Raw genomic sequence first — 15972 nt, forward strand, 5'->3', positions numbered from 1 at the left:
CCCGGAGCGTGCAGTCTCCGGGCTCGTCAGCTGCCTCCGTCTTCGGTATGATTGTGGAAATTTCAGTAAATACTGAAAATACACGAAACCAAGGAATGACCAAGCACCCAGCACCCCGATCGCCAATGCGGGCCATCGCGTCGACAGACATCGGCAGCGTGGTGCAGGGTGCGGCCGCGCTGCTGTGGCTGCCGCAGGCGGCGTTGCTGGCGATGGCGGTCCAGGGGCTTGCCGCGGGGCAGGGCATGGCGGCTGTCGCGTGGCCGGCTTGCGGGATATTGCTGCTCGGACTGCTGCGGGCAGGCTGCGAGGCCTGGGGCGCCCGCCACACCTTCGCCCGTGCCAGGACGCAGCTCACGGCCCTGCGCGCGCAAACCGCCGCCGCGCTGGCCGGTGGATCGCCAATGGACCGGGCCCGCGCCCCTTCGGGCCAGGCGGCCAGCGTGCTCGCCGAGCAGGCCGAGGCGCTGGTGCCGTACCTCGTGCGCTACCAGCCCGCGCGTTGGCGCGTGATGGTCGTGCCCCTCTTCATCCTCTGCGCGGTCGCCGCCTTCTCATGGGTGGCCGCACTGGTGCTGCTGTTCGCGGCGCCGCTCATTCCGATCTTCATGGCCATCGTGGGCTGGCGCGCCAAGGCGGCAAGCGAGGCGCAGATGGTCGAGATGGGCGGCATGAACGCCTTCCTGCTCGACCGCCTGCGCGGCCTGGCCACCTTGCGATCGCTCCACGCGGTGGACGACACGGCGCAGCGTCTGGGCGAGGCCGCGCAGTCGCTGCGCAGACGGACGATGGCCGTGCTGCGCATTGCCTTCCTCTCGTCGGCCGTGCTGGAGCTTTTCTCGGCGCTCGGCGTCGCGATGGTGGCGGTGTATGTCGGCTTCCATCTGCTGGGCTCGCTCGGCTTCGGTGCATGGGGTCGGCAACTGAGCCTGGGCGAAGGGCTGTTCGTCCTGTTGCTCGCACCGGCTTTCTTCGAGCCGCTGCGCGAACTCTCGGCCGTCTGGCACGACCGCGCGGCGGGAGAAGCCGCGTTGCAGGCACTCGACCGGCTGCAGCGCGAGGCGTTGCGCTTGCCCGGCGCCAACGCCTCGCTGACGCGCGCCGCCACGGGTTCGGCCAGTGCCGGTTCCGCACCCGCCATCGCCGTCCAGGGCCTGCATTTTTCATGGCCGGGCGAGCCGTCGGAAGTCTTCGATGGCTACGAGCTGCGCATCGCCCCCGGCGAGCATGTCGCGCTGACCGGCCCCAGCGGTGCGGGCAAGACGGTGTTGCTGTCGCTGCTGGCCGGCCTCGTGCCCGCGAGCCGTGGCGACATCTCGATCGGCGGTGTGCCGCTCACCGATCACACCGTGGCCGCGTTGCGCCAGCGGATGGCCTGGATGGGGCAAGCTCCCCACGTCTTCGCCGGCTCGGTCGAAACCAACGTCACCCTGGGACGCACGGGCATCGACACGCCGCAAGTCGCCGCCGCGATGCGCTTCGCCTCGCTCGACGAGGTGGCGCAGGCGCATCCCGGCGTGGCGCTGGGCGAGGGCGGCCATGGCCTCTCGGGCGGTGAAGCGGCGCGGCTTGCATTGGCGCGCATCGCGGTGCATCCGCACGCCGATCTGCTGCTGGTCGATGAGCCCACAGCGCACCTGGACACCGAAACAGCGAGCCGCGTCGCCGATGCATTGATGAGCCTTGCGCAAGGCAAGACCCTCGTCGTCGCGACGCACGACCCGGTGCTCGCCGCCCGCATGGACCGCGTGGTGAACCTCGGCGCAGAAACGCTGGAGAAGGCCGCATGAGCAATCAGCCTTCCACACGTTGGCGCGATCTTCGCCTGGTGCTGCGTCCTTTCTTCGCCGCACAGCCACGCGCGCTGCTGCTTGGCGGTTTGCTCGCAGCAGTCACCGTGCTCGCGGGCATGGCGTTGCTGGGCCTCTCGGGCTGGTTCATCACCGCGACCGCCCTGGCCGGCCTGCACGCGGCCACGGCCTTCACCTTCGACGTGTTCATGCCCTCTGCGGGCATCCGACTGCTGGCGCTCGGCCGCACGGCATCGCGCTATGGCGAGCGGCTGGTGACGCACGACGCGACCTTCTCGGTGCTCGCCGCACTGCGTGTGCGCCTCTTCCGTGGCTGGGCCAAGGCCGAGGCCGCGCGCGAACTGCTGATGCGCCCGGCGCAACTGCTGTTCCGCCTCACGTCCGACATCGACGCGCTCGAGTCGCTCTATCTGCGCCTGCTCGTGCCCGCAGCGGCTGCATTGGGCGCCGCATTGCTTGCGGGCGTCGTGCTCGGTTTCATGCATGTAGGCATGGGGCTGTCGCTCGCGTTCTGGCTGGTGGTCGTCGGCTGGGGCATGGCGGCCGTCATTGCAAGGCGTGCGCGGCGGCCCGCCGTGCAGCGCGCCCATGCCATCGAGGCACTGCGTGCACGCGCCGTCGATCTCGTGGCCGGGCAAACCGACCTCGTGATGACAGGCCGCATCGATGCACAGCGCGATGCGCTGATGAACGCCGACATGCATCTCGCCAAGGCCGACCTGGCCTTGAACCGGCTCGAAGCCAACGCCGGTTTTGCCTACGGCAGCGCGGGCACCTTGACCTTGGTGGGCGTACTGCTGGCTGTCGGTGCATTGGTGAGCGAAGGCCTGATCGGTGCACCGGCTGCGGCATTGGCCTTGCTGATTGCGCTCACCGCCACCGAGCCCTTCGCCGCACTGCGCCGCGGTGCACTCGACGCAGGCCGCACGTGGCTGGCGGTCCGCCGCCTCGCGCCGCGCATGGCTTCGGAAGACGGCGAAGCAGCGGATGTCGCAACCAGCGATTCGCAAGTCGCACTGCGTTTGCACGATGTCGGCGTTTCGCACCCCGGCAGCCACACCCAGACCCTGAGCAGCATCTCGCTGACCCTCCATGCCGGCGAGCGCGTCGCGTTGATCGGCGCCAGCGGCACGGGCAAGTCCACGCTGCTCGCAACCATCGCCGGCGAAATCACTCCCAGCGCCGGTACCGTGCAAGCGCAGTCGTCATGCCTGCTGACGCAGCGCACCGAACTCTTCCAGGACAGCCTGCGCGACAACCTGCGGCTCGCCGACCCGCATGCCTCCGACGAAAAGCTGTGGGCCGTGCTGCAGGCGGCAGGGCTCGAGCGCGACGTTCGCGCACTCTCCACCGGCCTCGACACGCGCCTGGGCGAGGGCGGCCTTGGCCTGTCCGGCGGCCAGTCACGCCGGCTCGCGCTGGCCCGCTTGCTCTTGCGCCCGGTGCCGCTGTGGCTGCTCGACGAACCGACCGAGGCGCTCGACGCCACCACGGCCCACGACGTGCTGCACCGCCTGGCCGAACAGGCCGGCCCGCGCACCTTGCTGATCGCCACGCACCTGCGCCGCGAAGCCGCGCTTGCCGACCGCCTGGTGTGCATGGCGCAGGGCCGCATCGCCTGCGAGCTGCACCGGGGCAGCGAAGCCTTCGACGCTGCGTTGCGCAGCCTGCGCCCCGATTGAATCCGGATCAGAAAACAGAACAGGGAACATAAAGGAAGACCCCCCATGGACCTCGACATCGTCGCGCTATCGCGCCTGCAGTTTGCCGTCACGGCGCTGTATCACTTCCTGTTCGTGCCGCTCACGCTCGGGCTCTCGATCATCCTTGCCATCATGGAGACGGTCTACGTCATGACCGGCCGGGTGATCTGGCGCGACATGACGAAATTCTGGGGCGTGCTCTTCGGCATCAACTTCGCGATGGGCGTCGCCACCGGCATCGTGATGGAGTTCCAGTTCGGCATGAACTGGAGCTACTACAGCCACTACGTCGGCGACATCTTCGGCGCGCCGCTGGCCATCGAGGGGCTCATGGCCTTCTTCATGGAAGCGACCTTCGTGGGCCTGTTCTTCTTCGGCTGGGACAAGCTCTCGAAGGTGGGCCACCTCACGGCCACGTGGGCCGTGGCCATCGGCTCCAACTTCTCGGCGCTGTGGATCCTGATCGCCAACGGCTGGATGCAGAACCCCGTGGGCGCGGCCTTCAATCCGCAGACCATGCGCATGGAAGTGACCGACTTCGCCGCGGTGCTGACCAACCCGGTGGCGCAAGCCAAGTTCGTGCACACCGTGTCGGCCGGCTATGTGTGTGCGGCCGTGTTCGTGCTCGGCGTGTCGGCGTGGTATCTCCTCAAGGGCCGCCACATCGCGCTGGCCAAGCGCTCGATGACCGTGGCCGCCTCGTTCGGCCTGGCCGCCGCGCTGTCGGTCGCCGTGCTCGGCGACGAAAGCGGTTATCTCTCGGGCGAACACCAGAAGATGAAGCTGGCCGCCATCGAAGCCATGTGGGAAACGCAGCCCGCGCCCGCAGCCTTCACCGTGGTCGGCTTCCCCGACCAGGAGGCGCGCGAGACGCACTACGCGATCCACATTCCCGCCGTGATGGGCCTGATCGGCACGCGTTCGCTCAACACCGTGATGCCCGGCATCGACGAACTCGTGAAGCGCGCCGAAGCCCGCATCCGCGAGGGCCTGAAGGCCTACGACGCGCTGCAGAAGATCCGCGAGGCCGGTGGCCCCAGCAAGGTGACGCAGGGCGTGCGCGGCGACTTCGAGGACAACGGCATCAACATGGGCTACGCGCTGCTGCTCAAGCGCTACGTGGACGACCCGCGCACCGCCACCGACGAACAGATCAGCAAGGCCGCATGGGACACCGTGCCGCAGGTGGCGCCGCTGTTCTGGCTGTTCCGCGTGATGGTCGGCATCGGCATGCTGCTGATCCTGCTGACCGGCACCTTCTTCGTGCTCTCGGCGCGCCGCATGCTCGACCGCTACCGGTGGCTGCTCAAGGTCGCGGTGTTCGCGATCCCGCTACCGTGGATTGCCATCGAGTCCGGCTGGCTGGTGGCGGAGTTCGGTCGCCAGCCGTGGGTGATCGAAGGCGTGCTGCCGACGGCGGTGGCGGTGTCGAACCTCGGCGTGAAGACGCTGCTGCTGACCATCGCGGGCTTTGTCGCGATCTACACCACGCTGCTCATCATCGAGATGAAGCTGATGCTCAAGGCCATCCGCAAGGGCCCTGAAGCCGAGCACGCGCCCCACGAAGGCGACGCGCGCTCGCACGTTCCACCGGCCCACGCGGCCATTCCTTCCTCGTCTTCTTCCGGGAGCGCCGCATGATCCTCCACACACTCCTCGACTACGACACCCTGCGCTTCATCTGGTGGCTGCTGATCGGCGTGCTGCTGGTGGGCTTCGCCGTGACCGACGGCTTCGACCTGGGCAGCGGCATGCTGCTGCCGTTCGCGGCGCGCAACGACGTCGAGCGGCGCGTCGTCATCAACAGCGTGGGCCCCGTGTGGGAAGGCAACCAGGTGTGGCTGATCCTGGGCGGCGGCGCGATCTTCGCGGCGTGGCCGCAGCTGTATGCGGTGTCGTTCTCGGGCTTCTACCTGGCGATGTTCGTGATTCTCACGGCGCTGATCCTTCGGCCCGTGGCCTTCAAGTTCCGCAGCAAGCGCGAGTCGCCGCAATGGCGCGCACGCTGGGACTGGGTGCTGTTCTTCAGCGGCTTCGTGCCCGCGCTGATCTGCGGCGTGGCCGTGGGCAACGTGCTGCAGGGCGTGCCGTTTCGCTTCGGCACCGACATGCACATCTTCTACGACGGCGGCTTCTTCGGCCTGCTGAACCCGTTCGCGATTTTGTGCGGGCTGGTGTCGGTGGCCATGCTGGTGATGCACGGCGCCGCGTGGCTCCTGCTCAAGACGGCCGGGCCGGTGGCCGAGCGTGCGCGCAGCTACGGCATCGTCGCATCGGTACTCACGATTGCGCTGTATGCGCTGGCGGGCGTGCTGCTCGCCACCAGCATCGGCGGCTACCGCATCAGCAGCGTGGTCGATACGGTCGGGCCATCGAACCCGCTGCTGAAGACCGTCGAGTTGCATGCGGGCGCGTGGACGGCCAACTACGCCTCGCACCCCTGGACACTCGCGGCGCCCATTGCCGGCTTCGTCGGTGCGCTGGGTGCGCTGCTCGGGCTGGTGCTGCGCCGGCCCGTGCTGGCGCTGCTGACAGCGGCGCTGGGCATCGCCGGGATCATCCTGAGCGTGGGCGCGTCGATGTTCCCGTTCATCCTGCCGTCGTCGATCGATCCGCGCGCGAGCCTCACGGTGTGGGATTCGTCGTCGAGCCACCTCACGCTGTTCATCATGCTGGTGGTCACGGCCTTCTTCATTCCCCTGATCGTGGCCTACACGACCTGGGTCTATCACGTGCTGTGGGGCAAGGTCGATGAAAAGGCCATCCGCGACGACAGCGGCCACGCCTACTGAACGGAGGAAAAAAACATGTGGTACTTCGCCTGGATCCTCGGCCTGCCGCTGGCAGCTGCCTTCGCCGTACTCAATGCCATGTGGTACGAACTCATGGACGACGACGCCATCCGCAAGGAAAAGCTCGGCATGCCTGAGCCGTCCGAAGGGCAGGAGCGGCTTTAAGGCAGGCCCGCAAGGCCAATGAGGCCTGTGGGGCTCAGAGAGCCTCAGGGCCGCAGCAGCCCACGGCCCGGCTTCGTCAGTCGGCCGCGGGCGTTTTCTTCTTCGAGCCACCGCCGCTCAGGCGGTCCTTGAGCGTCAGCACCCGCGTCACCGTTGCGCCCATTCCCATCAGCTTCATGACGGTTTCGGGCGCGAGCCGCTGCACGTCGTCGAACCATTTCATCAGCCGGTCGATCAGGTCGTGCATTTCGCGCATGCGTTCCTGCGCATGGCGCTCGGCATCGCTCGTGGGCGATTCGAGCAGCGCGTTGCGCAGCATCGACAGCGTGGGCTCGATCTCGCGGCGGCGGCGCTCCTCGGCCAGCACGCGGAAAATTTCCCACACGTCCGAAGGCGCTTCGAAATACTCGCGGCGGTCGCCGGGGTGGTGCCGCAGGTGCACCAGGCGCCACGCCTGCAGCTCTTTCAAGCCCATGCTCACGTTCGAGCGCGAGAACTCCAGCAGCTCGGCGATTTCATCGGCATTGAGCGCACGCTCCGACAGGAAGATCAGCGCGTAGATCTGCCCGACGGTGCGGTTGATGCCCCATTTGCTGCCCATCTCGCCGAAGTGCGCGACGAACTGGCGGTTGAGGGAAGGAAGGTCGGAGGAGGTGGCCATGCGCCGGATTGTCGCGCTGGATGGCCAGAGTTTTCGGAAGTTTCCGAAAACTCACTCCGTCGAAGGGCCCCGCGACGAACCCCGTCGGTACGAACCCGGTGCGCCGCCGGTCCAGGTCTTGAAGGCGCGCTGGAAGGCCGCGCTGTCGGCAAAACCCAGTTCGTCGGCCAGCGTCGCGAGCGGCACGGTGCTGGTGTTGAGCCGCACGATGGCCAGGTCGCGCCGCAGCTGGTCTTTCAGCGACTGGAACGAGGTGCCCTCCGTCGCCAGGTGGCGCTGCAGGGTGCTGACCGACATGTTCAGGCCCTTCGCGGTCGTTGCCAGGTCGGCCCAGGCGGGCCGGTTCTGCTGCAGCACCGCGCGCACGCGCGCGCTGACCGCCTGCTCCGCCAGCCGGGGCAGGATCACATTGGCCGGCGCCGCGGCCAGGAAGGTGTTGATCGCCTGCGTGTCGCGCTGCATCGGCATGGCGAGCGCGCTGGCGTCGAACCACACGGCCGAACAGGGCTGGCCGAACTGCAGCGGCCCGGGGAACACCTTGGCGTATCCGTCGGCGTAGTGCGGCAGCGCGAAGCCGAAATCGAAACGCCGTGCCGCCAGCCGGCCGCCGTGCAGCCAGGCGGACAACCGCCAGTACACGCGCAGCATCAGCTCGTGCAAAAAGTTCTGGTGGGTGACGGCCGGGTCGTTGAGCCGGAGGCCGAAACCAGCCAGCGGGCCTTCCTGCAGCAGCACCAGCGTCAGGTCGTCCTGCAGCAGGCTGAAGGTGTGGGCCACGCGGCGCAGCGCGACCTCGAAGGTGGGCGCGCCCAGCGTGGCGCGCGTCATCAGCGCGAAGCTGCCGCGGCGCAGCCGGCGCGTGAGAAAGCACAAGGCTTCGTCGTCCAGCCGGTCCATCAGCAGCGCGAACAGGGCGACGTACTGCTCGGCAGTGACACGCGATCCCATTTCTTCGAGCAGCGCCGGTGCGATGCCGGCGTCTTCCAGCGCGGCATCGACGTCGATGGGCGCGGCATCGCCCCGGGCGCGAATGCCCGAGAGCATGCCCTGCACGAAGGCGATCGGAATGGTGGTGGGCGGTTGCAGCATGGCGCAGCGATCAGACCTCAAGGATGCCACCGTGTCGATTGACGTTTTCTGCAATGCGAACGAAGCGAAGCGCAATCGCCGGGCCGGAAGCTGATTCCTACCATTCGGCTACAGAAAAAAGAGAGACGGAGACAAACCATGTACATGACCCAGGCGCTGCACCGCAGCGTGCAGCAACACCCCGACAAGGTGGCCGTGCGCTTTGCCGGCCGCACCCGCAGCTTTCGCGAATATGCCGACCGGGTCGCGCGCCTGGCGGGCGCGCTCCAGCAGCTCGGCATGCAGGCGGGCGACCGCGTGGCGATGCTGTCGCTCAACTCCGACCGCTACCTGGAGTACCAGATGGCCGTGCCCTGGGGCGGCGGCGTGTTGAACCCTTGCAACATCCGCTGGTCGGCCGCCGAAATTCTCTATTCGCTGGAAGACTCGGGCTCGACCATCCTGCTGGTCGACGAGACCTTCCGGGGCATGGTCGAGCAGATGCGCGCGCAGGCGACGAGCCTGCGCGAAGTGATCTATTGCGGCGACGGCGCGCTGCCGGCCGGCATGCACGGCTACGAGCGCCTGATCGACACGGCCTCGCCGGTGCCCGACGTCGTGCGCCGCGACGAAGACCTGGCCGGCATCTTCTACACGGGCGGCACCACCGGCTTTCCCAAGGGGGTGATGCTGAGCCACACCAACATGTGCAGCTCGGGGCTGGCGCTGCATGCCGAGCACCTGGCGCCACCCGACGGCGGCTACCTGCATGCCGCGCCCATGTTCCACCTGGCCGACATGGGGCTGGCGGCGCCGCACTGGTTCGAGGGCAACACCCATTCGATCGTGCCGGCATTCAGCCCCGAAGCCGTGCTGAACGCCATCGAGAACGACCGCGTGACCCACGTGCTGCTGGTGCCCACCATGATCCAGATGCTGGTCGACCACCCCGCGATGCGGGAGCCACGCGACCTGAGCAGCCTGAAGTGCATCACCTACGGCGCATCGCCCATCTCGGAGGCGGTGCTGAACCGCGCGATGAACGCCTTTCCGGGCGTGGACTTCGTGCAGGCCTACGGCATGACCGAGCTGTCGCCGCTGGCCACCATCAACCCGGCGCGCAACCACACGGCCGAGGGCCGCAAGCTCGGCAAGCTGCGCTCGGCCGGCCGCGCGAGCTATTGCATGGAGGTGCACATCGTCGATGCCGACGGCGCCGAGGTACCGCGCGGCACCGTGGGCGAAGTGGCCGTGCGCGGCCCCAACGTGATGCAGGGCTACTGGAACAAGCCCGAGCAGACGGCCGCCGCCGTGCGCAACGGCTGGATGCACACCGGCGACGGCGCCTACATGGACGACGACGGCTACATCTTCGTGGTCGACCGGCTGAAGGACATGATCATCAGCGGCGGCGAGAACATCTATTCGGCCGAGGTCGAGAACGCCATCACCCAGCACCCGGCCGTGGCCGCCTGCGCGGTGATCGGCATTCCGAGCGAGGAGTGGGGCGAGGCCGTGCACGCCGCGCTGGTGCTCAAGCCGGGGCAGGGCATCCGGCCCGAAGAACTCATTGCCCATTGCAGGACATTGATCGCCAACTACAAATGCCCACGCAGCGTGGCGGTGCTCGATGCGCTGCCGCTGTCGGGCGCCGGCAAGGTGTTGAAGACCAAGCTGCGCGAACCCTTCTGGCAAGGGCGCCAGCGCGGCGTGGCCTGAGCCTTTTCTTCTTTTTGCATCCGTTCAACTTCCAGGAGTCCTCCATGAGCCAAGACGTCCATGTTGTCGGGGTCGGCATGATCCCCTTCACCAAGCCCGGTGCCAACCAGCCGTACCCGCAGATGGCCGCGCACGCCACCAACGCCGCGCTGAAGGACGCCGGCATCGGCTATGAACTGATACAGCAGGCCTACGTGGGCTACGTGTACGGCGACTCCACCGCTGGCCAGCGCGCGCTGTACGAGGTGGGCATGACCGGCATTCCGGTCGTCAACGTCAACAACAACTGCTCGACCGGCTCGACCGCGCTCTTCCTTGCGCGGCAGGCCGTGGCCAGCGGCGCGGCCGATTGCGTGCTCGCGCTCGGCTTCGAGCACATGAGCCCCGGCGCGCTGGGCGCCGTGTTCAATGACAGGCCGAGTCCGTTCGACCATTTTGAGTCGATCACCGATGAGCTGGTCGGCAACGAGCAGGTGCCGCTCGCGCTGCGCTACTTCGGTGGCGCAGGCTTGGCCCACATGCAGCAGTACGGCACGCAGATGTCTACCTTCGCGAAGATCCGCGCCAAGGCCAGCCGCCATGCGTCGAACAACCCGGTGGCGCTGTTCCGCACTGTCGTCACCGAGGACGAGGTGATGGCCGCGCCTGTGATGTGGCCCGGCGTGATGACGCGGCTGATGGCCTGCCCGCCCACTTGCGGCGCGGCCGCCGCCATCATCTGCTCGGCCCGCTTTGCCGAGCGCCATGGCCTGGACCGCAGCGTGCGCATCAAGGCCCAGGCCATGACCACCGACCGCGCCATCACCTTCGAGAGCCGCGACATGCGCGAAGTGGTCGGCTTCAGCATGGCGCAGGAAGCCGCGCAGAAGGTGTACGACGCGGCGGGTGTGGGTCCGCAAGACATCGACGTGGTCGAACTGCACGACTGCTTTGCGCACAACGAACTCATCAGCTACGAGGCGCTGGGCCTGTGCCCGGTGGGCGGCGCGGAGAAGTTCGTGGTCGACGGCGACAACACCTACGGCGGCAAGGTGGTCACCAACCCTTCGGGCGGTTTGTTGTCGAAGGGGCATCCGCTCGGCGCCACTGGCCTTGCCCAGTGCACGGAGCTGGTTCAGCAACTGCGCGGCACCGCAGACAAGCGGCAGGTCGAGGGCGCACGCATGGCGCTGCAACACAACCTCGGGTTGGGCGGCGCCTGCGTGGTCACGCTGTACGAACGCGTCTGAGGCCGAAGCCCATCATGATCGACAAGAAATGGATCGGCCACGAGTTGCCGGCCTCCGTGCTTCCCATCGAACGCAGCCGGCTGCAGTTCTTCGCCAAGGCCATCGGCGAGACCGATCCGGTCTACACCGATGCCGCTGCCGCGCGCGATGCAGGCTACCCCGATCTGCCCGCGCCGCCCACCTTCCTGTTCGCGGCCGAGCTGGACTCCGGCGCCTCGGACCAATTGCTTGCCGACCTGCAGATCCCGCTGTCGAAGCTGCTGCACGGCGAGCAGAGCTTCAGCTACCACCGCCCCGCCTGCGTGGGCGACACGGTGACGGTGCGCTCCACCGTCAGCGACATCTACGACAAGAAGAACGGCGCACTCGAATTCGTCGTGAAGACCTCGCGCGCCACCAACCAGCGCGACGAACTCGTGGCCGAATTGCGCACGGTGATCGTCTGCCGGCACTGACCAAGGGAACACCCACGCCATGAACGCCATCACCTACGACACCGTCCAGATCGGCGACGAACTGCCCGTGCTGCAACTGCCGCCGGTCAACCGCACCACGCTCGCGTTGTTCGCGGGCGCCTCGGGCGACCACAACCCCATCCACATCGACACCGACTTCGCGCGCAAGGCCGGCATGCCCGACGTGTTCGCGCAGGGCATGCTGGGCATGGCCTGGCTCGGCCGGCTGCTCACGCAATGGGCGCCGCAGTCGCAACTGCGCCGCTTCGACGTGCGCTTCCAGGGCATCACCCATCTGGGCCATGCGGTGCAATGCACCGGCCGCGTGGTCGAGAAGCTGCAGCACGACGGCGAGCGCTGCGTGCGCGTCGAAGTGCAAAGCGCCAACCAGTACGGCCAGGTCCGCATCGCCGGCGAGGCGCTGGTGGCGCTGCGCTGATCCATTCAAGAAAAGACAAGAGAAAGAAAGAGGCAAGAACACATGACAGCCAAACTTGGCGGCAAGGTCGCACTCATCACCGGATCGGGCCGTGGCATCGGTCGCTCGATCGCACTCAAGCTCGCATCGGAAGGTGCGCGCGTCGTCGTCAACGACCTCGATGCCGCACCGGCCGAAGAAACCGTGCAGGCCATCCGCGCCGCCGGCGGCCAGGCTGTGGCCTGCGTCGGCAGCGTGGCGGCGCCGGACTTCGCGGAGCGATTCGTCGGCACGGCGGTGAACGAATTCAAGGGCCTCGACATCATCGTCAACAACGCCGGCTACACCTGGGACAGCGTGGTGCAGAAGATGACCGATGAGCAGTGGTACGCCATGATCGACGTGCACCTGACGGCACCGTTTCGCATCCTGCGCGCGGCGCAGCCGGTGATCCGTGCGCTGTCGAAGGCAGAGACCGAAGCGGGCCAGCGCGTGGTGCGCAAGGTGGTCAACATCTCGTCGGTGGCGGGGTTGTTCGGCAACGCGGGCCAGACCAACTATTCGGCGGCAAAGGCCGGCATCGTCGGCATGACGCAGACGCTGGCCAAGGAGTGGGGGCGCCTGAACGTCACGGTCAACTGCGTGGCCTTCGGCTTCATCCAGACGCGGCTGACCGCGAGCACGGCTGAAGCGTCGACAGCGAACATCGAGGGGCGCGAGATCAAGGTCGGCATCAACCCCGGGTTGCTGGCGATGATGGAGCAGTCGATTCCCTTGGGGCGCGGCGGCACACCCGAAGAAGCGGCTGGGGCGGTGTACCTGTTGTGCACGCCCGAGTCGGACTATGTGAGTGGGCAGACGTTGATGTGCACGGGTGGGTTGACTGGTATCTAGGGTGTGGTTCTGCGGGGTTGTTCAGAGCGGCGCCCGCGCCGACGGCGTACTCCCCTCCGCGAATGTCCCCCGGCCTTCGGGCTATCGCCCCTCCTCCTTTGTTTCGCTGCGGGGAGCACACCGCCAGCGTGAGCGTTGTCAGAGCAGTCGTTGATCGGCAGCACACCAGCAGCGTGCCCTCGTGCGAATGGCACCGGGTGCTCCCCGCAGCGAAATAAAGGAGGAGCGAAGCGGGGGACATTCGCGGAGGGGGGTACCCGGTGTCATCCGCACGCGCCCCGAACAAGATCCTCGAACAGGCAAGCCAGAAAAACGAAACCCACAACGGAGCAATCAAGATGAACTTCAGCGAAGGCATCGCCTGGGATGTGCAGAGCGACATCGGCCGCATCGTGCTGAAGCGCCCCGAGCGCGCGAACGCACTGTCATCGCCGAGCGCGCGAGCACTGGTGCAGGCGGTTGACGAGGTGCTGGCACAGAAGCCCCGCGCCATCCTGTTGACCGGCGAAGGCCGCGTGTTCTGTGCCGGCGGCGACATCGAAGAGTTCGTGGCCGCCGGCGAGAAGCTGCCCGAGCTTGTGAACGAGATCCTGGACGGACTGCACCCCGCGCTGTTGCGGCTCGCGTCGAACCCCGCGCCGTTGGTCGTGGCCGTGAATGGACCGGCGGGCGGTGCCGGTGTGGGCCTCGCGCTGTGCGGCGACTTCGTGTTGGCTGCCGAGTCGATGAAGCTGCGCACCGGCTACGCGGCCATCGGCCTGTCGCCCGATGCAGGGGCTTCGTACTTTCTCGCGCGGCGTGCCGGGCCGGTGCGGGCGCAACAACTGCTGATGCTGAGCGACGCCGTCGACAGCCGGCGCTGCCTTGAATGGGGCATCGTCGATGCCGTTCATCCCGATGCCGAGCTTGCGGCGGCGGCTGAAGCGTTGGTGGTTCGGCTGGCCAGCGGTGCAAGCGCATCGTTCGCGGGCATCAAGGCGCTATGCGCTGGCGCGCCGGGCCGGCCGATCGAAGCGCACTTCGCGATGGAGCAGAAGCTGCTCGCCGAACGTGCGGGCAGCGCGGATGCCCGTGAAGGCGTGGCGGCGTTCGTTGCCAAACGCGCGCCACGCTTCACCGGCCGCTGACGCGGCTCAGGTCGTTGGCGGCTTCGGTGGCTCGTTGATGCCGCCGGTGCCTGCGTTGTTGATGGTGGTGCTGTTGAGGGTGTCGTTGTTTGCGGGTGCCGTTGCGGCAACCGCAGGCTCTTTCTTCTTGAACACCTTGGCAATGCCCCAGAGCGCCGCGCCGACCGCCACGACAGCGAGCTTCGCGAACTTGGCGAAGAAGGCCAGCACCAGTGCGAACAGGCCCAGCTTCTTCACGGCCACGCCGGCCACCAGCGCGGCCAGGCCGTAGGCCGCGACCTTGTCGGTGGACGAGTTGAAGTCCGCGTAGCGCTTTCCGTCGTCGTACTGCAATGCGGCGAGCAGCTTGGCGGCGTCGGGCTTGAACTTGTCGAGGTCCTTCGCGTTGGTGATGAGGTTCAGGCTCAGGTAGCCATCACGGCCCAGCGCGTAGGTGTTGTAGTTGACGCCCTGGTTGTCGTCGGTGCCGCCCTTGCGCTTGGACAGGGCCGACCACACGAGGCGGTGCGTCCCGGACTCGTACTGCGGCTTCTGCGCCCAGCCCGTGACCTCGATGCCCGGAATGCCGCGCTTGGCGCGCTCTTCGTTGGCGGCCTCGGTGCCTTCCTTCAGGCTCTTGAGCAGGTCGTCGGCGTTCCAGTCTTTTGCGTCGTCGTCCTTGATGTAGCCCTCTTTGACGAACTTCACCACGGCCATCCAGTCGGCGTCGTCGGCGGGGAAGATCACGCCCATGAAGGTGTCGTCGGTGCGGTTGCCCATGCTGCGCATGAGCTGCGCGGCGGCGGGTGTGGGCACCCAGACGTAGCCGGCCGGCAGATGCAGGTGGGCCTGGTCGCGCAGGGCGATTTCGGCGGGACCGATTTTCTGAACAGCCTTCGCAGCCTTGGTGGCAGCCTCTTGTTCGGCTTCCAGCGCGTTGGCGGCGGAAGTGGCTGTTGCAGGGGTTGAAGTGCTGTCGGACGGCGATGCCGCGTGGCTGGTTTGGGCCACGAAAGCGGCGCACGCGAGCAGCAAGCCGGCTGTGACGCGGGCAGTATGAATACGCAAGTTCTCTCTCCTCGGTTGTTATCGATTTTTCGAGCGGAGAGAGTTTATCCAGCGCACAAGGTGGGAAGGAACCGCAGCGAGCGCGCCGAGCTTGCATCGAGGACCGGAGCCGTACTTTGTACGGTGAGGAGCGCAGGTGCGAGATCGGCGCGCGCAGCAGGTTTATTCACACCTTGTCAGGTGTCGCTCCACTTGCGGAGCAGGTTGTGGTACGTGCCCACCAGCGTACGGCGTGCCGACTCGTCGGCGCCGCTCTGGTTGAGCCGCTGGATCGCGTTGTCCATGTCGAACAGCAGCGCGCGGTCGCCGGCATCGCGCACCAGGCTTTGCACCCAGAAGAAGCAGGCCACGCGCACGCCGCGCGTGATGGGCGTGACCTGATGCACGCTGGTGGCGGGGTAGAGCACCATGTCGCCGGCTGCGAGCTTCACGGTCTGCATGCCGTGCGTGTCTTCCATCTGCAGTTCGCCGCCGTCGTAGCTGTCGGCGTCCGAGAGGAAGAGCGTGGCCGACAGGTCGGTGCGCAGCTTGCGGCCGGTGCGAGGGTCGATGCGCACGCCGCCGTCCACGTGCAGGCCGAAGCGCATGCCTTCGCTGTAGCGGTTGAACATCGGCGGGTACAGCAGGTTGGGCAGCGCTGCGCTGATGAAGGTCGGGTGGCGTTCGAGCGCGCTGGCCACGATGGCCTGGCATTCGTGCGCCACCGTCGAGCCTTCGTCGATCTGCTGGTTGAACTTGACCGGCGCGCCCTGGTGGCCCGCGGTGACGCGGCCATCGACCCACGCGTCGCCGGCCGCATCGAGCCGTGCACGCACGGCCGCGAGCGCCTCGCGATCCAGGACACCGGGAATGCACACCAGCATGGCGAATCGATCTTCCAGCC

15 protein-coding genes are annotated in these 15972 nt (G+C 67.3%); 11 read left to right on the forward strand and 4 right to left on the reverse strand.

Annotated elements, in window-relative coordinates:
* Positions 1 to 95: 95 nt before the first annotated feature.
* Genes cydD through cydX form a run of 5 tightly spaced genes read left to right on the forward strand, consistent with a single transcriptional unit; the run spans position 96 to position 6471 of the window.
* Positions 96 to 1790 (forward strand): thiol reductant ABC exporter subunit CydD, encoded by a 1695-nt coding sequence (cydD, locus tag ACGLHS_RS03060; RefSeq protein ID WP_394476720.1) that lies wholly within the window; start codon positions 96 to 98, stop codon positions 1788 to 1790.
* A complete protein-coding gene (gene cydC / locus ACGLHS_RS03065) occupies positions 1787 to 3493 on the forward strand; it encodes a thiol reductant ABC exporter subunit CydC (protein ID WP_394476722.1) in 1707 nt (568 codons plus the stop codon). Before cydD ends, cydC begins: the two co-directional genes overlap by 4 nt.
* Before the next feature lie 45 nt (positions 3494 to 3538).
* Positions 3539 to 5155: a cytochrome ubiquinol oxidase subunit I gene (locus tag ACGLHS_RS03070; RefSeq protein WP_394476724.1), complete on the forward strand. Its 1617-nt coding sequence runs from the start codon at positions 3539 to 3541 to the stop codon at positions 5153 to 5155.
* On the forward strand, positions 5152 to 6306 hold the full coding sequence (gene cydB, locus ACGLHS_RS03075; protein ID WP_394476726.1) for a cytochrome d ubiquinol oxidase subunit II: 1155 nt from the start codon (positions 5152 to 5154) through the stop codon (positions 6304 to 6306). Before ACGLHS_RS03070 ends, cydB begins: the two co-directional genes overlap by 4 nt.
* Positions 6307 to 6321: 15 nt before the next feature.
* Complete coding sequence (cydX, locus tag ACGLHS_RS03080; protein WP_093237149.1) at positions 6322 to 6471, forward strand: cytochrome bd-I oxidase subunit CydX; 150 nt, start codon at positions 6322 to 6324, stop codon at positions 6469 to 6471.
* Between the two features lie 76 nt (positions 6472 to 6547).
* On the opposite strand, the gene ACGLHS_RS03085 is transcribed toward cydX, so the two are convergent.
* The gene (locus ACGLHS_RS03085; RefSeq protein WP_394476729.1) at positions 6548 to 7132 is read right to left on the reverse strand and encodes a GbsR/MarR family transcriptional regulator; all 585 of its coding nucleotides are present in this window, start codon (positions 7130 to 7132) and stop codon (positions 6548 to 6550) included.
* A gap of 51 nt (positions 7133 to 7183) precedes the next feature.
* The gene (locus ACGLHS_RS03090) at positions 7184 to 8221 is read right to left on the reverse strand and encodes an AraC family transcriptional regulator (RefSeq protein ID WP_093237151.1); all 1038 of its coding nucleotides are present in this window, start codon (positions 8219 to 8221) and stop codon (positions 7184 to 7186) included.
* Between the two features lie 138 nt (positions 8222 to 8359).
* On the opposite strand from ACGLHS_RS03090, the gene ACGLHS_RS03095 reads away from it, so the two are divergent.
* The 6 genes from ACGLHS_RS03095 to ACGLHS_RS03120 all read left to right on the forward strand — a co-directional run bounded on the left by ACGLHS_RS03095 (position 8360) and on the right by ACGLHS_RS03120 (position 14042).
* Positions 8360 to 9919: a long-chain-fatty-acid--CoA ligase gene (locus ACGLHS_RS03095; RefSeq protein ID WP_394476731.1), complete on the forward strand. Its 1560-nt coding sequence runs from the start codon at positions 8360 to 8362 to the stop codon at positions 9917 to 9919.
* Between the two features lie 44 nt (positions 9920 to 9963).
* A complete protein-coding gene (locus tag ACGLHS_RS03100) occupies positions 9964 to 11148 on the forward strand; it encodes a lipid-transfer protein (protein WP_394476733.1) in 1185 nt (394 codons plus the stop codon).
* A 14-nt stretch (positions 11149 to 11162) separates the two neighbouring features.
* The gene (locus tag ACGLHS_RS03105; protein ID WP_394476735.1) at positions 11163 to 11603 is read left to right on the forward strand and encodes a MaoC family dehydratase N-terminal domain-containing protein; all 441 of its coding nucleotides are present in this window, start codon (positions 11163 to 11165) and stop codon (positions 11601 to 11603) included.
* Between the two features lie 19 nt (positions 11604 to 11622).
* Positions 11623 to 12042, forward strand: a complete 420-nt coding sequence (locus tag ACGLHS_RS03110) for a MaoC family dehydratase (protein WP_394476737.1) — start codon at positions 11623 to 11625, stop codon at positions 12040 to 12042.
* Between the two features lie 42 nt (positions 12043 to 12084).
* Positions 12085 to 12915: an SDR family NAD(P)-dependent oxidoreductase gene (locus ACGLHS_RS03115; RefSeq protein ID WP_093237155.1), complete on the forward strand. Its 831-nt coding sequence runs from the start codon at positions 12085 to 12087 to the stop codon at positions 12913 to 12915.
* A gap of 338 nt (positions 12916 to 13253) precedes the next feature.
* Positions 13254 to 14042, forward strand: a complete 789-nt coding sequence (locus tag ACGLHS_RS03120; RefSeq protein ID WP_394476739.1) for an enoyl-CoA hydratase/isomerase family protein — start codon at positions 13254 to 13256, stop codon at positions 14040 to 14042.
* 6 nt (positions 14043 to 14048) lie between these two features.
* On the opposite strand, the gene ACGLHS_RS03125 is transcribed toward ACGLHS_RS03120, so the two are convergent.
* Positions 14049 to 15089 (reverse strand): DUF2167 domain-containing protein, encoded by a 1041-nt coding sequence (locus ACGLHS_RS03125; protein WP_394476742.1) that lies wholly within the window; start codon positions 15087 to 15089, stop codon positions 14049 to 14051.
* 176 nt (positions 15090 to 15265) lie between these two features.
* Positions 15266 to 15952: a Fe2+-dependent dioxygenase gene (locus ACGLHS_RS03130; protein WP_093237158.1), complete on the reverse strand. Its 687-nt coding sequence runs from the start codon at positions 15950 to 15952 to the stop codon at positions 15266 to 15268.
* Positions 15953 to 15972: the final 20 nt, after the last annotated feature.

It is taken from the genome of Variovorax sp. VaC1 (assembly GCF_043658315.1).
GTDB lineage: Bacteria > Pseudomonadota > Gammaproteobacteria > Burkholderiales > Burkholderiaceae_C > Variovorax.

What these genes read in the sequence shown, in the direction of transcription:
- ACGLHS_RS03110 (WP_394476737.1), top strand. Translation starts at nt 11,623, where the DNA reads ATGAACGCCATCACCTACGACACCGTCCAGATCGGCGACGAACTGCCC.
- ACGLHS_RS03085 (WP_394476729.1), bottom strand. Translation starts at nt 7,132, where the DNA reads ATGGCCACCTCCTCCGACCTTCCTTCCCTCAACCGCCAGTTCGTCGCG.
- cydC (WP_394476722.1), top strand. Translation starts at nt 1,787, where the DNA reads ATGAGCAATCAGCCTTCCACACGTTGGCGCGATCTTCGCCTGGTGCTG.
- cydB (WP_394476726.1), top strand. Translation starts at nt 5,152, where the DNA reads ATGATCCTCCACACACTCCTCGACTACGACACCCTGCGCTTCATCTGG.
- ACGLHS_RS03070 (WP_394476724.1), top strand. Translation starts at nt 3,539, where the DNA reads ATGGACCTCGACATCGTCGCGCTATCGCGCCTGCAGTTTGCCGTCACG.
- ACGLHS_RS03120 (WP_394476739.1), top strand. Translation starts at nt 13,254, where the DNA reads ATGAACTTCAGCGAAGGCATCGCCTGGGATGTGCAGAGCGACATCGGC.
- cydD (WP_394476720.1), top strand. Translation starts at nt 96, where the DNA reads ATGACCAAGCACCCAGCACCCCGATCGCCAATGCGGGCCATCGCGTCG.
- ACGLHS_RS03105 (WP_394476735.1), top strand. Translation starts at nt 11,163, where the DNA reads ATGATCGACAAGAAATGGATCGGCCACGAGTTGCCGGCCTCCGTGCTT.
- ACGLHS_RS03090 (WP_093237151.1), bottom strand. Translation starts at nt 8,221, where the DNA reads ATGCTGCAACCGCCCACCACCATTCCGATCGCCTTCGTGCAGGGCATG.
- ACGLHS_RS03115 (WP_093237155.1), top strand. Translation starts at nt 12,085, where the DNA reads ATGACAGCCAAACTTGGCGGCAAGGTCGCACTCATCACCGGATCGGGC.
- ACGLHS_RS03130 (WP_093237158.1), bottom strand. Translation starts at nt 15,952, where the DNA reads ATGCTGGTGTGCATTCCCGGTGTCCTGGATCGCGAGGCGCTCGCGGCC.
- ACGLHS_RS03095 (WP_394476731.1), top strand. Translation starts at nt 8,360, where the DNA reads ATGTACATGACCCAGGCGCTGCACCGCAGCGTGCAGCAACACCCCGAC.
- ACGLHS_RS03100 (WP_394476733.1), top strand. Translation starts at nt 9,964, where the DNA reads ATGAGCCAAGACGTCCATGTTGTCGGGGTCGGCATGATCCCCTTCACC.
- cydX (WP_093237149.1), top strand. Translation starts at nt 6,322, where the DNA reads ATGTGGTACTTCGCCTGGATCCTCGGCCTGCCGCTGGCAGCTGCCTTC.